The 18,854-nt window shown below is 71.5% G+C and carries 16 protein-coding genes; 8 read left to right on the top strand and 8 right to left on the bottom strand.

Going from position 1 to position 18,854, the window contains the following annotated elements:
* Positions 1–2 precede the first annotated feature (2 nt).
* Together menE and ACFYOY_RS41735 are read left to right on the top strand one after the other, a co-directional pair.
* Entirely contained in the window at positions 3–1,529 is a 1,527-nt protein-coding gene (menE, locus tag ACFYOY_RS41730) for an o-succinylbenzoate--CoA ligase (RefSeq protein WP_351901645.1), read from the top strand.
* Positions 1,526–1,981 (top strand): MaoC family dehydratase, encoded by a 456-nt coding sequence (locus ACFYOY_RS41735; protein ID WP_351901647.1) that lies wholly within the window; start codon positions 1,526–1,528, stop codon positions 1,979–1,981. The genes menE and ACFYOY_RS41735 overlap by 4 nt, the downstream gene beginning before the upstream one ends.
* 56 nt (positions 1,982–2,037) lie before the next feature.
* Here the strand turns inward: ACFYOY_RS41735 and ACFYOY_RS41740 are convergent, their stop codons facing one another.
* Both ACFYOY_RS41740 and ACFYOY_RS41745 read right to left on the bottom strand, forming a co-directional pair.
* A complete protein-coding gene (locus ACFYOY_RS41740; RefSeq protein ID WP_388592981.1) occupies positions 2,038–2,691 on the bottom strand; it encodes a response regulator in 654 nt (217 codons plus the stop codon).
* Positions 2,692–2,695: 4 nt separating this feature from the next.
* Positions 2,696–3,904, bottom strand: a complete 1,209-nt coding sequence (locus ACFYOY_RS41745; RefSeq protein ID WP_351901651.1) for a histidine kinase — start codon at positions 3,902–3,904, stop codon at positions 2,696–2,698.
* Between the two features lie 248 nt (positions 3,905–4,152).
* Here ACFYOY_RS41745 and ACFYOY_RS41750 point away from each other — a divergent pair, with 248 nt between their 5' ends.
* From ACFYOY_RS41750 to ACFYOY_RS41765, 4 genes are all read left to right on the top strand, one after another.
* Positions 4,153–5,319 (top strand): abortive phage infection protein, encoded by a 1,167-nt coding sequence (locus tag ACFYOY_RS41750; RefSeq protein WP_388593043.1) that lies wholly within the window; start codon positions 4,153–4,155, stop codon positions 5,317–5,319.
* 108 nt (positions 5,320–5,427) lie between these two features.
* The gene (locus tag ACFYOY_RS41755) at positions 5,428–5,550 is read left to right on the top strand and encodes a hypothetical protein (protein WP_351901732.1); all 123 of its coding nucleotides are present in this window, start codon (positions 5,428–5,430) and stop codon (positions 5,548–5,550) included.
* Between the two features lie 434 nt (positions 5,551–5,984).
* On the top strand, positions 5,985–6,293 hold the full coding sequence (locus ACFYOY_RS41760) for a hypothetical protein (RefSeq protein WP_351901653.1): 309 nt from the start codon (positions 5,985–5,987) through the stop codon (positions 6,291–6,293).
* Between the two features lie 53 nt (positions 6,294–6,346).
* A complete protein-coding gene (locus ACFYOY_RS41765) occupies positions 6,347–7,306 on the top strand; it encodes a zinc-binding dehydrogenase (RefSeq protein ID WP_388592986.1) in 960 nt (319 codons plus the stop codon).
* Positions 7,307–7,372: 66 nt separating this feature from the next.
* On the opposite strand, the gene ACFYOY_RS41770 is transcribed toward ACFYOY_RS41765, so the two are convergent.
* Entirely contained in the window at positions 7,373–7,708 is a 336-nt protein-coding gene (locus ACFYOY_RS41770) for a hypothetical protein (protein WP_388592989.1), read from the bottom strand.
* A 461-nt stretch (positions 7,709–8,169) separates the two neighbouring features.
* The gene (locus ACFYOY_RS41775; RefSeq protein WP_388592991.1) at positions 8,170–10,065 is read right to left on the bottom strand and encodes an ATP-binding cassette domain-containing protein; all 1,896 of its coding nucleotides are present in this window, start codon (positions 10,063–10,065) and stop codon (positions 8,170–8,172) included.
* 639 nt (positions 10,066–10,704) lie between these two features.
* Here ACFYOY_RS41775 and ACFYOY_RS41780 point away from each other — a divergent pair.
* Positions 10,705–11,103 carry a zinc-binding dehydrogenase gene (locus ACFYOY_RS41780; RefSeq protein ID WP_388592993.1) on the top strand — a complete coding sequence of 133 codons (399 nt, stop codon included), beginning with the start codon at positions 10,705–10,707 and terminating at the stop codon, positions 11,101–11,103.
* Between the two features lie 12 nt (positions 11,104–11,115).
* Here the strand turns inward: ACFYOY_RS41780 and ACFYOY_RS41785 are convergent, their stop codons facing one another.
* The 4 genes from ACFYOY_RS41785 to ACFYOY_RS41800 are packed head-to-tail and all read right to left on the bottom strand — an operon-like array spanning position 11,116 to position 17,648.
* A complete protein-coding gene (locus tag ACFYOY_RS41785) occupies positions 11,116–12,384 on the bottom strand; it encodes an alpha-L-fucosidase (protein WP_388592996.1) in 1,269 nt (422 codons plus the stop codon).
* Positions 12,385–12,388: 4 nt separating this feature from the next.
* Positions 12,389–15,517, bottom strand: a complete 3,129-nt coding sequence (locus tag ACFYOY_RS41790) for an alpha-mannosidase (RefSeq protein ID WP_388592998.1) — start codon at positions 15,515–15,517, stop codon at positions 12,389–12,391.
* Positions 15,518–15,528: 11 nt separating this feature from the next.
* Positions 15,529–16,902 (bottom strand): 6-phospho-beta-glucosidase, encoded by a 1,374-nt coding sequence (locus ACFYOY_RS41795; RefSeq protein WP_351901665.1) that lies wholly within the window; start codon positions 16,900–16,902, stop codon positions 15,529–15,531.
* The gene (locus ACFYOY_RS41800) at positions 16,899–17,648 is read right to left on the bottom strand and encodes a DeoR/GlpR family DNA-binding transcription regulator (protein WP_014057528.1); all 750 of its coding nucleotides are present in this window, start codon (positions 17,646–17,648) and stop codon (positions 16,899–16,901) included. The genes ACFYOY_RS41795 and ACFYOY_RS41800 overlap by 4 nt, the downstream gene beginning before the upstream one ends.
* A 135-nt stretch (positions 17,649–17,783) precedes the next feature.
* On the opposite strand from ACFYOY_RS41800, the gene ACFYOY_RS41805 reads away from it, so the two are divergent.
* A complete protein-coding gene (locus tag ACFYOY_RS41805) occupies positions 17,784–18,836 on the top strand; it encodes a PfkB family carbohydrate kinase (RefSeq protein WP_351901667.1) in 1,053 nt (350 codons plus the stop codon).
* Positions 18,837–18,854: the final 18 nt, after the last annotated feature.

Raw genomic sequence — 18,854 nt, forward strand, 5'->3', positions numbered from 1 at the left:
AGATGCGCAACGAGGGACTGGGATCGTGGCCCGCACGCCGGGCCCGCAAAACCCCGCACCGCACCGCCCTGATCCACGGCGAGCGGTCGACCGACTACCGCACCCTGCACACACGCACCACCCGCCTCGCCCACGCCCTGCGCGCCCGAGGCATCGGACGCGGCGACCGCATCGCCCACCTCGGCCCCAACCACCCCGCCTATCTGGAGACCTTGTTCGCCACCGGCCTCCTCGGCGCCGTCTTCGTCCCCCTCAACACCCGCCTCGCCGGCCCCGAGATCACCTACCAGCTCGCCGACTCCGGCGCCAAGGTCCTCATCCACGGCCCCGCACACGCCGGGCTCGTCGCCGGACTGCCGGCCGGCACCGGGGTACGGACCTGCCTCGAGATCGGCGACCCATACGAACAGGCCCTGGCGGCCGCATCGGCCGAGCCGATCGACGAACCGGTCACCCCCGACGACACCTGCGTCATCATGTACACCTCGGGGACGACCGGCCGCCCCAAAGGCGCGATGCTCACCCACGCCAACGTCATCTGGAACGCCGTCAATGTCCTGGTCGACCACGACCTGTTCGCCGACGAACGCGCCCTGGTATCCGCCCCGTTGTTCCACACCGCCGGCCTGAACATGATCACCTTGCCGGTACTGCTCAAAGGCGGCACCTGCGTCCTGGTGGAGGCCTTCGACCCCAAGACGACCCTCGACCTGATCGAACGGCACCGCATCACCTTCATGTTCGCGGTACCGACGATGTTCGACCAGTTGGCCCGGCATCCCCGCTGGGCCAACGCCGACCTGTCCTCGCTGCGCATCCTCACCTGCGGCGGATCACCGGTGCCGACCCCGCTCATCGCCGCCTACCAGGAGCGCGGGCTCACCTTCCTCCAGGGCTACGGCATGACCGAGGCCGCGCCCGGCGCACTCTTCCTGGACGCCGAGCACGCCGCCCGCAAGGCGGGCTCGGCGGGCGTACCGCACTTCTTCAGCGACGTACGGGTCGTACGGCCCGACCTCACCCCGGTCGACATCGGCGAGACCGGCGAAGTGGTGGTGCGCGGACCACATGTGATGTCCGGCTACTGGGGGCTGCCCGAGGAGACGGAGGCCGCCTTCGCGAAGGGCTGGTTCCGCAGCGGCGACGCGGCCCGGGTCGACAAAGACGGATACGTGTACATCGTCGACCGGATCAAGGACATGATCATCTCTGGTGGAGAGAACATCTACCCCGCCGAGATCGAGGACCTCCTCCTCACCTACCCGGGCATCGCCGAGTGCGCGGTGATCGGTGTACCGGACGAGAAGTGGGGCGAGGTTCCCCGCGCGGTCGTCGTCCCGGCAGCGGGCACCGAACTTCATCCGGAGCAGGTGCTGGCATCACTGTCCGGACGGCTCGCCAAGTACAAGATCCCCAAGTCCGTGGTCATCGCGGACGAACTTCCGCGCACCGCCTCCGGAAAGCTCCTCAAGTCCCGGGTGCGCCACCGCTACGGCACCCCAAACCCTCAACAGGAAGCCGGCTCATGAGTATCACCGTCAACGGCCTGGACGAACTGAAGAAGCTCGCCGGCGGCGACCTCGGCACCAGCGAGTGGATCGAGGTCGCGCAGGACCGCATCGACACCTTCGCCGAGGCCACCGGCGATCACCAGTGGATCCACACCGACCCGGAGCGAGCGGCTCAGGGCCCCTTCGGCGCGCCGATCGCACACGGCTACCTCACCTTGTCCCTGTTCATCCCCCTCTTCACCCAACTGCTGGACGTGCGGGGCGTGACCACCAAAGTCAACTACGGCCTGAACAAGGTGCGTTTCCCCGCGCCGGTGCGGGCCGGATCCCGCCTACGGCTCGCCGCCCGGCTCACCTCGGTCGAGGACGTACCCGGCGGCGTCCAGATCACCGTCGACGGCACGATCGAGGTGGACGGCGGCACGAAGCCCGCGGCCGTGGTGCAGAGTCTGTCCCGCTTCTACGTCTGACCTGCCGCGATCGGTAGAAGACGCGGTTACCTGCGTCCACGATCCGCTCGCCCCGGTCAGGACCGCGGGTGAGCGTCGTGGGTGAGGAGCGCGAGCTGGACGCGGTTGTCCAGGTCCAGTTTGGCCAGGGCGCCGGAGAGGTGGGCCTTGACCGTGCCGAGGGACAGGTGCAGGCGGGTGCCGATGTCGGTGTTGGACAATCCCTCGGCGACCGCCTCGGCCACCTCGCGCTCCCGTGCGGTGAGCAACGCCAGCCGCTGCCGGGCGTGTTCGGCCCGGTCGTCCGGTCCGGCCGCCGCGTGCTTGATCAGGGCGCGCGCGGCGGACGGCGACAGTGCGGGCTCACCGCGAGCGGCCCGGCGTACCGCGGCGACGATGTCCTCGGGCGCGGTGTGCTTGGCGAGGAACCCGGCGGCGCCCGCGCGCATCGCCTCCAGGACCAGGCGGTGTTCGTCGAAGGTGGTCAGCACGATCACCTGCGGAGCCTTTGTGCCGTGGCGGGTGAGAGCGCGGGTGGCCGCGAGGCCGTCCATGACGGGCATCCTGATGTCCATGAGGATCACATCGGGCTCGTGTTCGCCGACAGCGGCGGCCGCCTGGGCACCGTCGGCCGCCTCCGCCACGACCTCGATGCCGTCCGCCCCGCGCAGCATCATCTTCAGCCCGGTCCGTACCAGGGGGTCGTCGTCGGCCAGCAGCACACGGATCATGGCGTCACCTCGCGGACCACGGTAGCCGGGCGCACAGCGCGAAGGTGCCGTCGGCAGCCGTGTGGTCGAGGGTGCCGCCGTCGAGGCGGACGCGTTCGGCGAGCCCGGTCAGACCGGCGCCGGTGCCCGGGATCGCCTCGTCGGTGCCGGAAGAGGCGGGCAGCTCATTGCGGACCTCCACGGTGAGGCCACGGCCCGGACCGCCGGCCAGGCACACGCTGACCGGTGCGCCGGGCGCGTGCTTGCGGGCGTTGGTCAGGCCCTCCTGGGCCACGCGGTAAACGGTCCGGTGCAGTTGCCACCGCAGCTCGTGGACGGCGTCGGCGGCCAGCTCGGGGTGGAAGTCCACCGGCTGCCCCGTGGCGCGGGCGTCCGCGACGAGAGAGTCGATGTCCTCGATCCGTGGCAGCAGCGCCACCGCCTCGCCACCGTCCTCCGCCCGCAGCAGGTGCAGCACCTCCTGCAGTTCCTCCACGGCCTCGTGCGCGCTCCCCCGGATCACTTCGGCGCTCTCGGCGACCTCGGCGCTGTCGAGCGCGGGTCCGGCACCGGCTTGCGCCTGCCGGGTGCGGTAGGCCAGCGCGCCCGCGTGTACGGAGAGCAGGGAGATGCGGTGCGCCAGCACGTCGTGCATCTCGCGCGCGATGGCCTGGCGTTCGCCGCGGCGGGTGTCGGCGAGCCGGCGCTCGTGTTCGGCCCGGGCCCACTGGGCGTCCACCCGCAGCCGCTGGAGGAGCAGCCGACGGGAACGCAGGGCATGGCCCCAGGCGAAGGTGGTCAGGAGGTAGGCCAGGCAGAACACGGCATCGACCAGCAGGTCCGCACCCCGCCCGTACAGCAGCAGGCCGGAGGGCGCCATGCACACCACGTACGCACCGAGCGTCAGCAGTGCCTGCCGCCAGCGGAGGCGCATCGCGAAGTTGGTGACGATCACCGCGCCCGCGGGCAGTGCGCTGGTCGACAGGGCCACCGCGGGCAGCCCGATCAGCGCCACGGCGAGCGGAAAACGGCGCCGCCACCACAGCGCGAGGCAGGCCACGAGCCCCAGCAACGGGTCCAGTTCCGCCGCCCGGCCCGACAGCTCGCCCTGTTCCCGCACCACGCCGAGGACGACCATGCCGAGGAAGACGGCCGCGCAGCAGAGCACCGCGTCCACCGCCCAGTCGCGCCAGGTGCGCCCGGCCGCAAGGACGGGGTCGAGGCCGTTGGTCATGAAGGTGAGGGTATGCGGACCGCGGAGGGCGGCAGTATCGGCCGGACTGGCCCTGGCCGTGTGGCAGAGGCGGGTGGCGCGGTCGGTCACTGTGGCGCCCGGGTCGTGGTCCGGGAGGGCGTGTCAGGCTCGTTCCTTCGGCGATGGCGGCCGGTCTTTCGATCTGTCTCCTGGTAGACCATCGGCGAATGGTGCCCGCTCCGGTGGTTCCGCAGGCTGCTTCCATCCGGAAGACGGGAGAGAACGAGATGGGTGCAGACCAGGTCAGCAGGGCGAGGTTTCTGCAACTGGCGGGGGCCGTCGCAGTCGGCGCGGCACTGCCCGCCGGGCAGGCGGCCGCGACGGGGTGGCGAGATGGGACGCATGCCTCGGCCGGTCGGGGGCGGGCCGGGGACGCGAGGGTGGGCAGCGTGCACTATCGCGGGGTGGTCTACGAAGTAGGGCAGGGCGAGACACCAGCGACCGGATGGAGCGCGGCTCGTACCCGGGCCGATCTGCGGTCGATCCGCCACGAGCTGCATGCCGACACGGTGAAAGTCACCGGCGATGGCGTCGAACGCCTCACGCGCACCGCGGCCGAGGCGGCCGAGAACGGTCTGCACGTCTGGCTGGAGCCGACCCTGGGCGACGCGCCTGCCCACGACATCCTCGACCACCTCGCGGAGACCGGACGGTTCGCAGAACGACTGCGCAGGCAGGGCGTGCGAGTGCACCTGAACGTCGGATGTGAATTCATGCTGTTCGTTCCCGGAATCGTGCCCGGCGCCACCGCGGCCGAACGGATCGACAACCTGGTCAGGGGCAACTACGACCCGGTAAAAACGGCCCAGCGACTGCGCCGCTTCACCACGCGGGCCGCCGCCGTCGGCCGCTCGGTCTTCCGCGGCCCCCTGTCCTATGGGGCCGCGCAGGACGAAGACGTGGACTGGGACGTGTTCGACCTGGTGTGCATCGACTACTACGGCTGGTATCCGAACCGCTCCGGGCACCTCCGGGAGCTGCACACGTACCAGCGTCACGGCAAGCCGCTCGCGGTCACCGAGTTCGGCTCCTGCACCTTCAAGGGCGCACCGCGCCTGGGCGGCATGGCCTGGGACGTCGTCGATTACGCCACGACGCCACCGCAGGTGAGGAAGGGACTGGTGCGCAGCGAGCGCACGCAGGCCGCCTACCTGACCGACGTGCTCGGCGTGTTCGAGTCGATGAACCTGTACGCGGCCATGGCCTATACCTTCCTCACGCCCGACGCCCCACACCGCCGCGAGCAGCAACTCGACCTGGACATGGCCAGCTACAGCCTGGGGAAAGTGATCCGGGACCGCCCGGCGGATCCGAACTCTCCCTGGCACTGGGAGCCCAAGGAATCATTTGCGGCCCTCGCCGACGCGTACGCCCGCCACCAACGGAAGCCCTGAGACTCCGGCCCGCAGACGGTCCGGTCGCGGGGACCACGCTGCAGGGCGTGGATGAGTTCCGGCTCGGAACGCCTCCTCCCCGGTCGGACGACCGCCGAGAGGGGGCGCATGCGGGGCGACCAGTTCCGGCGGATGGTGGTCAACGGCCGTGCCCAGATGAGTGCCGCCCGGTCCGACGAGGCTCTGGGACGGCTCCGGCCGCACCCCCAGCTGACCGCCCAGGTCATCTAGAAGCCCCGGCCGCGCAGCTGCGGCCCGCCTGGTTCGGCCAGACCTTCGGCGCCGATTCGCCTCAGCTCGCGGCGATCGTCGGGCGTGAAGTACCAGACCCGTGTGGGGCCGGAGAGCCCGATGACTCGTGGCCGCCGCTGTGGCCGTGATCGGCGACGAGAAGACCGTCGCCGGGAAGGTGCGGCGCGATGGAGGTGGTGTTCGCCGGAACGGAGGATCGCCGGCGACGCACCTGGACACTCCAGGGGAAACTCGCCAACTGAGCACACTGCCGGACCAAGCCCTGCGCACCGCGCGGCAGCCAGGCTGGGGTGGCGCCCAGCGGCCGCACCAGGGGTGGGATACCAGCCGCCGGCGGCTGGTATCCAGCGCCGCATTCCCTGGAATTACGGCGATTTCTACAGGTGAAACACGTGCCTGAAGTGCAGCGATGAATGTTCGAGCCCCACAGGCGCGAATTCCTCTCCACGCAGACTGCCGGCCTGATCGCCTGCTACTTCTTCCACGTCGACGCCCTCGGCCCGCAACGCCTGTACGCCCTGGTCTTCCTCGTGCACCACACCCTGCGCCTGCACGGCGCCGGGGTCACGGCACACCCGACCGCCATACGCATAGTCGGCGAGGCTCCCAGGCTCGAGCTGGACGACACCGGTCTCGGCCACTCCAGCCGGACCCTCGCGCTGGAGCGGCAGGCGAGCTCCACCCAGGCCGAGGCCAACCGCCCGATCGTCAGCGGGAACTGACACAGCGGTAGGCTGCGGCGGCGGTTCGTCTCAGTTGAACTTTGGAGTAGTCGATGAAGGCCTTCCGGTACGTGGCGAAGGGCGCCCCGCTGCAGGGTGCCGAACTGGCAGACCCGGTAGCCGGCCCGGGCTGGGTCGTGGTGGACGTCGAGGCCGCCGGACTGTGCCACTCCGACGTCCATGTGATGGACGGCATGATCGCGCCCATCGTCCGACCACCCTTCACGCTCGGCCACGAGGTCGCGGGCACCGTCTCCGCCCTCGGCGAGGGGGTGGAGGGGTATGCGATAGGCGACCGCGTGGCCGTCGCGATCATCGCGCACCCAGAGGTCCAGGCGTCCTACGCGCCGGGCATCGGCCTCGACGGCGGCTATGCCGAACGCCTGGTGGCCCATGCCTCCACCCTCGTCCCCCTGCCCGACAATGTCTCCACCGTCCATGCGGCCGTCGCCACGGACTCGGTCGTCACCGCCTACCACGCGGTCCGCACCGAGGCCCAGGCCAAACCGGGCGATGTGATCGCTGTCGTCGGCCTGGGCGGCCTCGGCCTCAATGGAGTCCGTACGGGAGTGATCGCGGGGGCCACGGTCTACGGCGTGGACATCAACCCCGACACCTTCGAGGCAGCCCGCGCGGCGGGCGCCCGCGAGTGCTTCACCGACGTCATGGCGCTGGCGGACCTGCGGCCCGACGCCATCATCGACTTCGCGGGCGTGGGCTCCACCACGTCCGAGGCGATCGATGCCGTACGCCGCCTCGGCCGCGTGGTCGTCGTCGGCCTCGGCACGAAGACCACGACCTTCTCCAACGGCAGCCTCATCCGCAAAAGCGTGGAACTCCGCGGCTCCTACGGCGCCAGCAAGGACGAATACCGCCAGGTCCTCGGCTTCATCGCGGAGGGCCGGATCACCCCGATCGTCGAAGAGATCCCCTTCGCCGACCTCAACGAGGGCCTGGACCGGCTCCGCCACGGCAAGGTCCGGGGCCGCCTTGTCACCCGCCCGGGGGACTGACCCGATCTGACAGCGTGCAGTTGCGGTGGGGCTGCCTCCGCCCGCTCAGTCCCGGCAACGCGGGCGTCAGGTGGGCGGGGCCGATTCCCTCCGCGCGCGGGCCCGGCCGAAGGAGCATGCGCCCAGGCCCGCCAGCACGGCCGCCCCGAGTCCGTACATCGGCAGCCACCGGGTCGTGGTGGATGCCAGGCAGTCGGCGATGGCCTCATGGCTTTGGCTGTCCCGCGCGTAAGCCAGGGCGGCACTGTCGCGACCGGCGAGGTTCGCCAGTGAGGCCTCCGTCCGGAGGCTCTCGTACCTGCCCAGCTGCTGACAGCCGCTGCGGGTGCCTGGCATCGGAAAGAGCCACGCCGAGCGCTGCAGCACCGGGGCCAGCGCGATCGCGGCGCACAGGCCCACCACCAGGGAGTAGCCACCAGATTCGGTACGTACGGGGAGCGAAGGCCGGGCGTCCGCGGTGGCAGGCGATGGAAGGAGAGGATCACCGCGAGAAGCGTCACACCGATGTATGCCGCGAACCACTCCCAGGAGCCCTCCGCGAGTGCGAAGGTCAGCACGGCGGCGAGCCCGATGCCAATGACCCCTGACTGGGCGGGGGCGCCATGGACGCCTGTGCCGACCGATGTGGCTTTCCGGGCCTCCTGAGCGTGGAGGTCGTCCACGGTCTCTCCTCCTCGTCCGAGGCCACCAGTGTTCGCGCAGATCGCACCATCGGCCTGACGCCATGCCGGACCGGACCGGGAGCCCGCCCGGTCGTCCGGTCTGCCCGAGGAGGCCGGCCAGCTCTTCCGGGGTTCTCGCGAGCCCTGCCTCGGATGGGTCCCGGCGCGCCGTACACGCCGGCGTGCCGGGGGTTCCTCACCTCATCGGTCCTTGGCCAGGGCGACGAGCTCGGCGAACAGTCCCCCCGCGTCGGCCAGCTCCTCGTATCCGCCCTGCTCGATCACGCGTCCCTCGCGCATGACCAGGATGCGGTCGGCCAGGCGGGTGTTCTCGAGCTGGTGCGTGACGACGATGGTCATGCGCTCGGCGGCGATGCGCTTGATCTCCAGGAAGATCTGGTGCTCGCCTCGCGGGTCCATCTGCGAGGTGGGTTCATCCAGGATGAGCAGCGGTGTCCGCCGGTACAGGGCGCGGCCGCACACGAGCCGCTGCCACTGGCCGCCGGACAACTCGGCCCCGCCGAAGAGTTCACGTGCCAGGAGGGTGTCGAGCTGCCGGGGAAGTTTCTCGACCGCGTCCCGCATGCCGACGGCGTCGACGGCCTGCCACACCGGTTCGTCGTCGAAGGTTTTCGGCTGCCCCAGGGTGATGTTCTCGCGGGCGCGCAGGGGCCAGCAGGCGAAGTTCTGCGGGACCAGGGCGGTGCGCTTCCACACCGCGTCGGGGTCCGCCTGGGCCAGATCGGTGCCGTCCCACAGGACGCGGCCCTTGTCGGCGAGCAGGATGCCGGTGATGAGCTTGGCCAGGGTGGACTTTCCCGAGCCGTTCTCCCCCACGATGGCCAGGATCTCGCCGCGGCGCAGGGTGAGCGAGACGCCGTCCACGGCGGGGGCCTCCTTGCCGGGGTACTGGTAGACCACTTCGTCGAGCCTGATCTCGTCGACGCGCTCCGGGATCGTCAACTCGCCGCGTCGCGGGGCCCGTTCACTGGCCATGTCGAGGAAGGACCGCATATCGGCGAGGTACAGGGAGGTGTGGAACATCGCCGCGCCGTGGATCACGAACTGCGAGAGGGCGGCCAGCGTGGTCTGGACGGCGACCACCGCGGTGGCCGCGACCGGGAGGGCGACCCGGCCGGTGGTGGCCAGCCACGCGAGGGTGGCCCAGGCGCACAGCAGGAAGAACCCGCCCAGGGCGCTGGTCGCCAGGGCGATGCGCAGCATGCGGGGTGCGGCGGTGAGGACGCGCTGGTCGATGCGGTCGGACAGGGCGCGGTACCAGTAGATGAGGTAGCCGGTCATCCCGTTGGCGCGGACCTCGTCGCCGTAGCGGGAGTAGGTGGCCCACCAGCGCATCATGGAGCGCACATTGCGGTCGCCGACGTTGAGGTAGTGGGTCTCGTAGTCGACGCGCGCGGACAGCACGGCGCCGACGCCGGCCGGGAGCACGGCGAGCAGGAGGAGCGGGAGCATCAGCCAGTGGAGCGCGGTGATGACGCCGCTCGCGGCGATCATCCGGACCAGCGCGGCCATCAACCGCTGGGCGTCCTGCACCATCATCCGGGTGCGGGTGACGCCGACCTCGGCGGCCTCGTGCCGGTCGGCGAATCCGTCCTCGCCGTACGCGGAGGCTTCGACGCGGCATACGGCGGAGACGAGCGCGACGTCCGCCTCGGTCATCAGCAGGGGGGTGATGCGCCCGTCGGCGTAGGAGGACAGGGCCCCGCTGATTCGGCCAACGCCCGCGGCGGCGGTCACGACGATCAGGGCGGGCAGGGCGGCGTGCAGGCGTTCGGACACGGTGCCGGTGCCGAGGATGTGCGTCATGGCCTGCGCGGTGAAGGTGAGGACGATGGCGGCCGCGGCACCGGTGAGAAGCTGGCAGGCGAGCAGGAGCACGACGCCGGGTTTGTCGACGGCCCAGGCCATCCGCGCGGTGTGCCCGAGCACGGCGGGCAGACGCCTGCACATCGCCCTGAAATTGGCCTCGGCCAGCGGGTTCTTGCCGTGCTGGCCTTCGAAGGTGATGGTGGCCGGAGGTGGAGGGGGTGGCGTCTTCGCGTGTGCGGTCGAGGTGTGGGGCATCGTCACCTGCATCCCTCCTGGGGTGGGTGCCGCGCCTGGATGGCCCGGCAGTGCACGGCATAACGACGCGGCGAACGAATCGAACGCGCTCGATTCCGGACGTGCTGGAGCCCTTGAGCCGCAAGGGGGCGAGAGTGCGGTCGCCGTGGCAGCGCCGCCGTGCGGTACCGAAGGTTGGCCGAAACGCCGGTCTACGAGACGCATGTGACGTACGAGGTTTCGGCGCTTCCACCGGCCCTGTCCGGGAGGTCCATCCCGGCGCCGTCGAACCGGGGGTGTCGGCCGGGCTCTACGGTCGCTTTGTCGGGACCGGCTGGAGTGCCGGCCAGCGAGTGAGCATGCGTTGGCGCATACCGGTGGTGAGGCGGCTCACGCCGCTGAGAGAGGTGTGGTCGGCCGTCAGCTTGCCGACGACACCGAGCCGGTGGACGAGCCGCTGCCGGGCTGTCGCCGTGCCCCACTTCCAGTCCCGCTGCGGAATCCGGGCCAGGTGGTCGTCGCTTTCGCGGTGTGCCCGCTCGACCAGCGCGTCGCCGCGGAGCAGCCGGCCGGCGCACGCGTCGGCAAGGGGGCCAAACGCTGCTGGTGCTCGGAGCGTCCGGTGGCGTCGGCTCGCTCGCGGTCCAGATCGCCCGATCGCGCGGAGCACGCGTGATCGGCACCGTCTCACCGCGCGACCACGACTACCTGCGCACGCTCGGGGCCGAGCCGGTCACCTATGGCCACGGTGCCGCCGGCCACGTCCGCGAACTCGCCCCCGATGGCGTGGACGCGGTCCTGGACACCGTCGGCGGCGGCGTGCTCGCAGCGGCGGTACACGCCGCGGCGCCCGGCGCACGCGTGGCGTCCATCGCCGATATCGGTGCACCGGGCGTCGCTCCGGTCTTCTGCCGCATGGACCGCGCGGACCTGACGGCACTGGTGGAACTCGCCGAGGCCGGCGAGCTCCACGTCCGCATCGGCGCCACCTACCCGCTGGAACGCGCGGCCGACGCGCAGCGCGCCCTGGCCGCCGGTGGAACCCCGGGCAAGATCGTCATCACCGGCTGACGTGCCGCCCCTTCAGGACCGGCCGTGCCCCCGGTACAGCTCCAGCTCGGAGTCGAGTTCGACGGCGAGGACCGTGGCGTGGTCGTCGAGGTCGGCGGCCGCGGGCGGGTCGATCCACAGCACGCCGGGGACCTCGTGAAGGCCACCGATCACCTGGTGGCCGAGCTCGGTGCCGGTGCCGAGGACGGTCACACGGCGTACGGGGGTCTTAAGACCCCGTACGCCGATGGGCGAGCGCGGGATGTCGAAGACCGTCAGATAGAGGGTGCGGCGGTCGGCCGCGAGGGTGCTGGGGCCGTAGTGGTGCCCGGCGGGCAGGCCCGCGAGGGTGCCGTACACCGCGTCCGCGTGCCGGGCGATCCAGGCGCCCATGCCTTCGAGGCGCTCGACCTGCTCGTCCGGGATCGTGCCGTCCTCCTTCGGGCCCACGGAGAGCAGCAGATTGCCGCCCGCGCCGATGGTCTCGGTGAAGTAGCGGATCAGCTGGGTCGTCGTCTTGTAGTTGTGGTCGTGGTGCTGGAAGCCCCATGAGTCGTTGAAGGTCAGGCACAGCTCCCAGGGCCCCGCGGGCGGCTCGATCGGCACGCCCTGCTCGGGGGTGGCGTAGTCGCCCTCGCTGAGCATGCGCGCGTTCAGCACGCAGTCCGGGACCTCGGCGCGGATGAGCCGGGCCAGCTCGCGGATCCCCCACTGCTCCTCGGTGCGCTCCCACTCGCCGTCGAACCACAGGAGGTCGGGCCGGAATCGGGTGGTGAGCTCGTTCACCTGACCGTCGCGGTAGGCGAGGTAGCGCGCCCAGGCGTCGAGGTCCTCCTCTTCCTTCGGGACCTCGGCGTACGGGTTGTTCTCCTGCTCGGGCGGCCGGCCCTCGTAACGGGTGGAGGCGTAGTCGGGGTGGTTCCAGTCGCTGTGCGAGTAGTAGAGGCCGACTTTCAGGCCCTGCTCGCGCAGGGCTTCGGCGTACGGGGCCACGAGGTCGCGGCCGGCCGGGGTGTGCCGGACCACGTTCAGGTCGCCGTGAGCGGTGTCCCACAGAGCGACGCCGTCGTGATGGCGGCTGGTCAGCACGGCGTAGCGGGCTCCGGCGCGGGCGAACAGGGCGGTCCATGCGCGGGGGTCGTAGTTCGCCGCGGTGAACCCGTCGAGCTGCGCCATGTACGTGTCGTACGGGACGTCGCCCTCGAAGAACGACCAGGACTCCTGCACGCCGTCCACGGCGTAGATGCCCCAGTGGATGAAGATCCCGAACTTCGCGTCGGGGAACCACGGTCGCATGGCCATGGCGTCAGCTCCTCTTCAGCCGCAGGGTCAGGATCTGGAAGGGGCTCAGGCTCACCGTGACGTTGCCGTCCGTATCGGTCCTCGGCGCGTCCTGGACCTCGGTGATCGGGCGTTCCAGCAGGTCGGTGACGGTGGCGCCGGTGTGGGAGAAGCCGGGGCGGAGCGTGGTGCGGGTACGGCCGCCGAGCGATTCGTAGAGCCGCACCACGACATCGCCCGAACGGTCGTCGGCGAGCTTGACCGCCTCGACGACGGCGGCCGGCCCGTCCGTGGTGACGATCGGCGCCACGGCCGCTCCGGAGTCGGCGACGCGCAACGGAAGGTTGAGCGCGTATCCCTCGGCGATCGCGTCCTCGATGGTCGCGCCGGGCAGGAGGGCGTAGGTGAAGCGGTGGATGCCCTGGTCGGCCTCGGGGTCGGGCACCCGCGGGGCGCGCACCAGGCTGAGCCGGACGGTGGTCGTCGTGCCGCCGGTGCCCTCGCCCCTCTCGTGGGTGGTGCGGGCCACATCGTGCCCGTAGGTCGAGTCGCCCAGGACCGCCACGCCGTAGCCCGGCTCGGCGACATGCACCCAGCGGTGGCCGTAGACCTCGAAACGGGCCGCCTCCCAGCTGGTGTTGGTGTGGGTCGGGCGGTGGACATGGCCGAACTGGATCTCGGCGGTCGACCGGTCCGCGTGGATGTCGATGGGGAAGGCTGCCTTGAGGATCTTCTCGGCCTCGTGCCAGTCGATCTCGGTCGCGAAGTCGATACGGCGGCTGCCAGCGCGGACGGTAATGGTCTGGACGATGCGCGAGCGCCCGTCCTTGCCGAAGGCGCGCTCCACGCGCAGGGCGCCGAGCAGCGGGCCCTCTTCTGCGACGGTGACCGCGTCGGCGTCGAGCAGATCGGTCCAGCGCTGCCGGTAGTGCTTGTCGATGTCCCAGGCGTCCCAGTAGTTGGGCAGGTCGCTGTGGAGTCGGAGGAGGTTGCCGGCCGCGCCCGGGGCCAGGACCTCACGGCCGGCCACCAGGTCCCGTACCGAGGCGAGCGTGCCGTCCTCGGCGATCTCGACCCTGACCAGGCCGTTGTCCAGGACGCGTCCTCCGGTGACAGTGACGGGCTCCGGGGCCGCGGCCGCGGTCAGCGGGGCGGTGCCGGACGCCGGCACCCGCGCGTAGACGGCGACGGTGCCGTCCGCCAGCGGCTGGCCCTCGGCCGTGCCCGCGGGGGCGGCGACGACCTCGGCGCGCGGGCGGGGGCTCGTGTTGAACACCCGCGCGCCGGATCCGGGCGCGGCGGAACCGCTCAGCGCCGCCATCGCCTCCGCCGTGAGTTCCGTCAGCTCCGCTGCCACCCGCGCGTACTCCGCCTCCGCCTCGCGGTGCACCCAGGCGATCGACGAGCCCGGCAGGATGTCGTGGAACTGGTGGAGCAGCACCGTCTTCCACAGCCGGTCGAGACGCTCGTACGGGTAGGGCCGGTCCGCGTGCAGCGCGGCGGCCGTCGACCACAGCTCCGCCTCGCGCAGCAGATGCTCGCTGCGCCGGTTGCCCTGCTTGGTGCGGGCCTGCGAGGTGTAGGTGGCGCGGTGCAGCTCGAGATAGAGCTCGCCGGTCCACACCGGGGCGTCGGGGTATTCGGCCCGGGCGGCGGCGAAGAAGTCGTCGGGGTGCTCGATGACGACCTTCGCGGAGCCCTCCAGGTTCGCCAGCCGGCGCGCCCGCTCCATCATCTCGCGGGTGGGCCCGCCGCCCCCGTCGCCGTGCCCGAAGGGCGCCAGGGAGCGGGTGCCGCGCCCCTTGTCCTGGTAGTTGCGTACGGCGTGGGCCATCTCCTGGCCGGAGAACTCGGCGTTGTAGGTGTCCACCGGGGGGAAGTGGGTGAAGACCCGGGAGCCGTCGATGCCCTCCCACCAGAAGGTGTGGTGGGGCAGCTTGTTGGTCTGGTTCCAGGAGAGCTTCTGGGTCAGGAACCACTCGTTCCCCGCCAGCCTGGCCAGTTGCGGGAAGCAGGCGTTGTAGCCGAAGGAGTCGGGCAGCCACACGCCCTTGGTCTCGATGCCGAACTCCTCCAGGAAGAAGCGCTTGCCGTGGATGAGCTGGCGGGCCAGGGCCTCGCCGCCGGGCAGGTTGCCGTCGGCCTCCACCCACATGCCGCCGACCGGCGCCCACTGCCCGTTGCGCACGGCCTCGTGGATGCGGTCCCAGACCTGGGGGTAGTGCTCCTTGACCCAGGCGTACTGCTGCGCCTGCGAGCAGGCGAAGATGAACTCCGGGTACTCCTTGGCGAGCGCCGTGACGTTGGAGAAGGTGCGCGACGTCTTGCGCTTGGTCTCGCGTATGGGCCACAGCCAGGCGGAGTCGATATGCGCGTGGCCGACGGCCGAGAGGGTGTGGGCGCTGGCGTTCGCGGGGCGCTCCAGCACACCGCGCAGGGCGTCGCGTACATCGGTGGCGGTGCCGGAGATGTCGTCCAGGTCCAGCCGGTCCAGGGCGCGGTCGAGGGCGTGGGCGATCTCGTGGCGGCGGGGGTCGTGCTCGCTCAGCTCCAGCATCAGCTCGCGCAGCACGGTGAGGTCCAGGCCCAGGTGCCACACCTGTTCGTCCAGCACGGCCAGGTCGGCGCGGGCGAAGGTGTAGAGGGGGGCGCGGCCCGCGGTGAGCTTGTCGCCGAGCGGGGTGGGGCGGCTGAAGTCGTTCGCGAGGATGTCGGGGTTGGAGGCGGCCTCGATGAGGTACGAGACGTGCTCGCCGCCCTTGGCGGGGTGTGCCACCGGCACGTACTGGTTCTGCGGGTTGACCGCCTTGAGCGGGGCGCCGTCGGGGGTGTGGACCAGCGCCTCGGCCTGGTTGCCCGGCCAGTCGCCGACGAAGCCGAGGTCGAAGACGGCCTCGACGCGCTTGCCCGCCCACCCGGCGGGGACCTCGCCGTGGACCTTGAACCAGGTGGTGCCCCAGGGCGGGCCCCAGGGGGTCCCGGTGGTGAAGGGCTCGTACGGCGCCCCGGCGGCCTCGGCGAAGGGCACCGGCTCGCCGGGCGCCTGCCACGCCTCGATCGTGAAGGGCACGGAGGCCGAGTGGGCGGCGGGCTGGATGCGCTGGGTGAGGACGCGCTGGACGCGGTCCTCGATGCGGCGGCGTTCGTCATGCATGGCGAGGGCTCCTACGGGCGGTTCAGGTAGGCGAGTCCGGGGTGTGCCGTGGTGTAGCCGTCGACGAGGCGGTGGGCGACGGCGACCGAGTCCACGAGGGGGTGGAGGGCGAACGCCTTGGCGGCGGTGGCGCGCGAGCCGCTGTCGGCGGCGTTCATGACCTCGCGCTCGACGGCCTTGACGGCGCACACCAGGCCGGTGGCGTGGCCGGGCAGCGGGTCGACGGAGACGGGGTGCGCGCCGCTCGCGTCCACCAGGCAGGGGACCTCGATCACGGCGTCCTCGTCGAGCGCGCCCAGCGTGGTGCGGTTGCGGACATTGAGGATGAGGGTGGTGCGCTCGTCGCGGGCGATGGCGCGCATGAGGGCGAGGGCGACCTGCTCGTAGCCGCCGGACTCCAGGTCCGACTCGTCGCGCTCGCCGGCGCCCGCCGCCTCGCGGTTGGCCGCCATATAGGTGGCTTCGCGCTCGGCGCGGGTGCGGTCCCAGGTCGCGAGTGCCGGGGCGTGGCCCTCCTCCATCACCTCGTAGAACCGCGCCTGCTGGTCGCGGAGGAAGGCGCCGCGGGTCTGCTCGGCCTCGCGGTAGGCGCGTACCGCTTCCCGGTTGAAGTAGTAGTAGTGCAGATACTCGTTGGGAATCGCGCCGAGGGAGGCGAGCCACTCTGGGCCGAAGAGCTTGCCCTCCTCGAACGAGCCGAGGGCCTCGGGGTCGGCGAGCAGACGCGGGAGTTCGTCGCGCCCGGCGACGCGCAGGCCGCGCAGCCAGCCGAGGTGGTTCAGGCCGACGTAGTCGATCCACGCGCGGTCCGGGTCGGCGCCGAGCGCGCGGGCGACCCGGCGGCCGAGGCCCACCGGCGAGTCGCAGATGCCGATGACCCGGTCGCCGAGGTGGCGGGACATGGCCTCGGTGACCAGGCCCGCCGGGTTGGTGAAGTTGATGACCCAGGCGTCGGGGGCCAGGCGGGCGACCCGCCGGGCGATGTCGACGGCGACGGGGACGGTGCGCAGCCCGTAGGCGATGCCGCCCGCGCCCACCGTCTCCTGGCCGAGGACACCGTGGTCCAGGGCGACGCGCTCGTCGGCCGCGCGGCCTTCGAGGCCGCCGACGCGGATCGCGGAGAAGACGAAGTCGGCGCCGCGCAGCGCCTCGTCGAGGTCGGTGGTGTGGGAGACCGTCGGCGCTCCCCCGGCCTCCGGCCGGGCGGTGCCTCCCGGGCTCGCCGCCGCCTGTTCGGCCAGGACCCGGGCGACGGCGCCCAGCCGGCCGGCGTCCAGGTCGTGGAGGGTGACATGGGTGACGCGGCCCGGGGATCGGTCGGCGAGCAGCGCCCCGTACACGAGCGGCACCCGGAACCCGCCGCCGCCGAGAATGGTCAGCTTCACACCCGCACCACCTTTACTCCAGCCTGCTCGAACACCGAGCACGTGGCCGAGTCCGAGGGGGCGTTGGTCACTACTGCGTCGAGATCCTCGGGGCCGCAGACCTTGGTCATGCCGGTGCCGGGGAACTTGCCCGCGTCGGCGAGGAGCACCACCTGGTCACTGGCCGCTATCATCGCCCGTTTCACCGGGACCTCGATGACCGTGGTGTCCATGATCTGCCCGCTGGGACGGACGCCGCTGGTCCCCAGGAAGAGCCAGTCGGCATGGAGCTGGCGGAGGTTGTCCTCGGTGAGGAATCCGACCAGGGAGCGGTATTCGCGCCGGAGTACTCCGCCGAGCAGCACCAGCTCCACGGCGGTGTCGTCGGCCAGTTCCTCGAACACCACCAGGTTGCTGGTGATCACGGTCAGCCGTCGGCCGTGCAGTTGCCGGGCGAGCCGGTAGGCGGTGGTGCCGATGTCCAGCAGCACGGACTGCCCGTCCTCGATCATGTCCGCGGCCGCCACCGCCAAGGCGTCCTTCTCGGCCACGCGCACCCCGGCGACCTCCGCGAAGGGCTGGTCGCCCTCCTCGACGACCGCGCCGCCGTGGACTCGGGTGAGCAATCCCTCCTCCTCCAGCTTCAGCAGGTCGCGCCGGACGGTCGCGGCGGAGACCCCGAGCTGTTCGGAGAGGTCGGTCACGGCCGCCGGGCCCCCGGACCGCAGGGCGCGGAGGATCATCTGATGTCGTCGTTCAGCCAGCACGGCGAGCAGCCTACTCGTCAATCTCAATCATTTCTATGCATCTGCGTGCACCCCTCTTGCCATTTTTGCGCAGAGCCCGCACGATCCTCTGCAATGCGCTGCACTTCTGCACACTTTTGACGAGAGGAGGAGCTCGTGGCCGAACCTCCCCCGCCCGGGGAACGGGCTCCCGACGCCACGGGGCCCGATGTCCTGGTGACCGGTCTGCTCTTCTACGACCTCGTGCTGACCGGGCTCGGCCGACCGCCGGCACCGGGTGAGGAGATCTGGACCCAGGGCATGGGCTGCGGCCCCGGCGGCATCGCCAACCTCGCGGTGGCCGCCGCGCGCTTCGGCCTCGCCACCTCGCTGGCCACCGTCTTCGGCGACGACTTCTACGGGGCGTACTGCGGCGACATCCTCGCCCGGCAGGAGGGCATCGACCTCGCGCTCTCGCGCACGGCACCCGGCTGGAACACGCCGGTCACCGTCTCGCTCGCCCAGGGACACGACCGCGCACTGATCACGCACGGCCAGGAACCCCCGTATCCGCAGGACGAGTTGATGGCGAGCGCCCCGGGGGCGCGCGCGGCCATCGCGCACCTCGGCGCCGAGCCCCAGGCGTGGATGGCGAAGGCCGCCGCCGCGGGCACCAAGATCTTCGCGGATGTCGGCTGGGACCCCACGGGGGCCTGGTCCGGCGAGCTGCTCGACCAACTCTCCCGCTGCCACGCCTTCCTGCCCAACGAGGGCGAGGCGATGGGCTACACACGCACCGACAGCGCGCGGGCCGCACTCGGCAAGCTCGCCGATATCGTGCCGGTCGCCGTCGTCACGCGCGGCCCGCACGGCGCCCTCGCCATCGACCAGACGACGGGCGAGGCCGCCGAGGTCGCCGCGCTCGACATCGATGTCGTGGACGCGACGGGAGCCGGGGACGTCTTCGGCGCGAGCTTCACCGCCGCGACCCTCGCCGGCTGGCCGCTCGCCGACCGGCTGCGCTTCGCGGGACTGGCCGCGGGCCTGTCCGTCACCCGGCACGGCGGCGCGCTCGCCGCACCGGGCTGGCACGGCGTCGACCAGTGGTGGCGGACCACCGGCAGCCGCGACCCCGCGCTGCGGCGGACCTACGGATTCCTGGCGGACCGCATCCCCGAGGACCCCGGCCCCGCCCCGCACACCACACCCGTCACCCCCCACACCCTGTAATCGCAGTGCGTACTACCC

It is taken from the genome of Streptomyces sp. NPDC007875 (genome assembly GCF_042868035.1).
GTDB lineage: Bacteria > Actinomycetota > Actinomycetes > Streptomycetales > Streptomycetaceae > Streptomyces > Streptomyces antimycoticus.

Bases quoted from the DNA above. Each gene is read 5' to 3' on its own strand.
- ACFYOY_RS41745 (WP_351901651.1), bottom strand. From the start codon at position 3,904: ATGACCAACGGCCTCGACCCCGTCCTTGCGGCCGGGCGCACCTGGCGC.
- ACFYOY_RS41785 (WP_388592996.1), bottom strand. From the start codon at position 12,384: ATGGCCATGCGACCGTGGTTCCCCGACGCGAAGTTCGGGATCTTCATC.
- ACFYOY_RS41750 (WP_388593043.1), top strand. From the start codon at position 4,153: ATGGGTGCAGACCAGGTCAGCAGGGCGAGGTTTCTGCAACTGGCGGGG.
- ACFYOY_RS41775 (WP_388592991.1), bottom strand. From the start codon at position 10,065: ATGCAGGTGACGATGCCCCACACCTCGACCGCACACGCGAAGACGCCA.
- ACFYOY_RS41755 (WP_351901732.1), top strand. From the start codon at position 5,428: ATGCGGGGCGACCAGTTCCGGCGGATGGTGGTCAACGGCCGTGCCCAG.
- ACFYOY_RS41765 (WP_388592986.1), top strand. From the start codon at position 6,347: ATGAAGGCCTTCCGGTACGTGGCGAAGGGCGCCCCGCTGCAGGGTGCC.
- ACFYOY_RS41735 (WP_351901647.1), top strand. From the start codon at position 1,526: ATGAGTATCACCGTCAACGGCCTGGACGAACTGAAGAAGCTCGCCGGC.
- ACFYOY_RS41790 (WP_388592998.1), bottom strand. From the start codon at position 15,517: ATGCATGACGAACGCCGCCGCATCGAGGACCGCGTCCAGCGCGTCCTC.
- menE (WP_351901645.1), top strand. From the start codon at position 3: ATGCGCAACGAGGGACTGGGATCGTGGCCCGCACGCCGGGCCCGCAAA.
- ACFYOY_RS41760 (WP_351901653.1), top strand. From the start codon at position 5,985: ATGTTCGAGCCCCACAGGCGCGAATTCCTCTCCACGCAGACTGCCGGC.
- ACFYOY_RS41740 (WP_388592981.1), bottom strand. From the start codon at position 2,691: ATGATCCGTGTGCTGCTGGCCGACGACGACCCCCTGGTACGGACCGGG.